Source organism: Anaerophaga thermohalophila str. Valhall (assembly GCF_000250735.1).
Classification (GTDB): Bacteria; Bacteroidota; Bacteroidia; order Bacteroidales; family Marinilabiliaceae; genus Anaerophaga; species Anaerophaga thermohalophila_A.
Window position 1 is genome coordinate 1 of the sequence record NZ_AHZV01000018.1, and the last position, 2,025, is coordinate 2,025.

Below are 2,025 nucleotides of genomic sequence, written 5' to 3' on the forward strand. Positions count from 1 at the left end.
CCCGTGGCTTTCAGACCCGCTGTGACTTTATCAGCTTGAAAGCATGGGAGAGGGAAAAACAAAACCCTCAATATGCTGTGGATGCCACGGCTGGCGTATAATAGCTTTGTTGGGTGCTGACCATTAATTGTCTAAAAAATTAGAAATTCTTTGTCCAAAAGGTTTTTTATATGACTTATGTAACAAAAGTTCTTTAGTGTTTTTTCCAGACTCATTAAGTATTTCATAAGTAATTGTATATGTGCCAGCGTCTGAACTAGAATACTGATTTTTTATCGCTTCTGTTAATATAGGATGCAAATTATCATCTGTGAATGAGATAAATGTTTGACTTTTATCTTCTTTAATTTTGAATTTTGCCAAACCTTTTAGATATTTTATGTCAAAAGCAAAAGAAGCTTTTGAGTTAACTTTCATACCTTTTATTCTTAATGAAGATACCTTCATGTTATTTAAATGGTTATTCAGCATGGGTTCAACTTTTGGGTTGCCTACTTGAAATATCCGTAATTCCATCTTTTTTTGAGCAAGGGTGTCAATGAAAATATCCACCTTACAGTTCAATGTACTTATTTTTGAGTTTAGATTTCGTTTTAAAATTGTGTTAATAATTGAATTAATTTCTTTTCGCAACACTTCATAGTATGTTTTATCGTATTCTTCAATATTATAGATTTTTGTTTTTCTATCTTGTAAGAATTTTCTCTTTTCTTCTTGGTGAATTTTTGCTTCTTCCATTTCTTTGATTTTTTCAACTCTTTGATATTTTGATGGATGTAGTTCTTCCATTTTTAACCAATCGTTTATGGTTAAAAATTTTCTGTCTGTTTTTCAATATATTTTTTTTCACCATTGTTGATTTTATATTTTTCTCTGGTTTTCCACTCTTTTTCTTTATCATTTCCATATTTAAACTCGTAACTATATTTGTGTTTCCATGAATTTTCCATGTCACGTTTGTTTTCATTATAGCTTTTTGGTTCGTCCGTCAATAAGTTGGTCTTTTTAAAAAAGCTATTTTCAGTCCAGCCATAATTGTTTTCAAATTCATCAATCCTAGTCAGTTGATTATGTTCATTATATGAAAACTTGGTTTTACTTCGAAATAGTTCTAATTCGGGTTCAAAGATTGACGGTTTTTCCAGTTTTAGTATTTCTGAAATATCCCCTTTTGGTGTATAGGTATATTCGGTTCTTGTATCCCTTAAATTCTCATAAAAAAACTTTTGAAATCTTTTGTCTTGAATCATATGAATACGTGTATTTTTCAATTAATTGGGTTCCATCTGAATTATAAATATTTTTTTCAATTATGTTATTATTGCTGTCAGTTTTGTAACGGATATTTTTTGCTTTTCGGTTTTCACCATTTATACCAAAATCATAGTAGGTGATTTTTTTATTTTTAATCTTTTCTACAATTATCCCATTTTTATTGTAAATATAAATTATTGGTGGATGATGTGGCGTTTTGATATTTTTTTCACCAAATCGATATTCATATTCAGAGGTTTCTTCAACTATAACTTCTTTGTTATTTAATGGAATTGAAAAGCCTGTTAAAATTGAAAAATTGATTTGGTCTTCTTTTGTTATTTGCGCCATTAGTTGAAATGCGGGCAATAGAAATATAGAAAGGAAAAGAATTAATTTTCGCATAGTTTTAAATTTAATTGTGACAATTTTCAATTGCGTTTATGATATTTCTTTTTTAAGGCATTCTATTATGTTTTTATGTTTTGAACCTTTTTTTCTATTAACGATTTTATGAATGGAACTTTTAATGCATCATCAATTAAGAACCAAACTGGATTTTTGAATAATTTTGGATATCCTGGGTCATCTTCATTTCCATTCCAACGCATTGCAATTCTATTCTTATCATTTTCCCATTTTCCGTATGCAATAGAAAAATCTCCATTATCAAAAAGAACTGATTCAACTTTAAAATTGCTTGGATTCACATTTTCTGGCTTCATTTTCTTATAATTTAAATGTTAAAAATTATTTGCACTTTGGTTTGCA

The 2,025-nt window shown here is 28.5% G+C and carries 4 protein-coding genes; all 4 read right to left on the reverse strand.

The window, feature by feature from the left end:
• Nucleotides 1–123: 123 nt before the first annotated feature.
• Entirely contained in the window at nucleotides 124–789 is a 666-nt protein-coding gene (locus OQ5_RS0100665; RefSeq protein WP_016775641.1) for a hypothetical protein, read from the reverse strand.
• Between the two features lie 20 nt (nucleotides 790–809).
• Nucleotides 810–1,250: a hypothetical protein gene (locus OQ5_RS0100670; RefSeq protein WP_016775642.1), complete on the reverse strand. Its 441-nt coding sequence runs from the start codon at nucleotides 1,248–1,250 to the stop codon at nucleotides 810–812.
• Nucleotides 1,213–1,659 carry a hypothetical protein gene (locus OQ5_RS0100675; RefSeq protein ID WP_016775643.1) on the reverse strand — a complete coding sequence of 149 codons (447 nt, stop codon included), beginning with the start codon at nucleotides 1,657–1,659 and terminating at the stop codon, nucleotides 1,213–1,215. The genes OQ5_RS0100670 and OQ5_RS0100675 overlap by 38 nt, the downstream gene beginning before the upstream one ends.
• Nucleotides 1,660–1,724: 65 nt before the next feature.
• Complete coding sequence (locus tag OQ5_RS0100680) at nucleotides 1,725–1,979, reverse strand: hypothetical protein (RefSeq protein WP_016775644.1); 255 nt, start codon at nucleotides 1,977–1,979, stop codon at nucleotides 1,725–1,727.
• Between the last annotated feature and the right edge of the window lie 46 nt (nucleotides 1,980–2,025).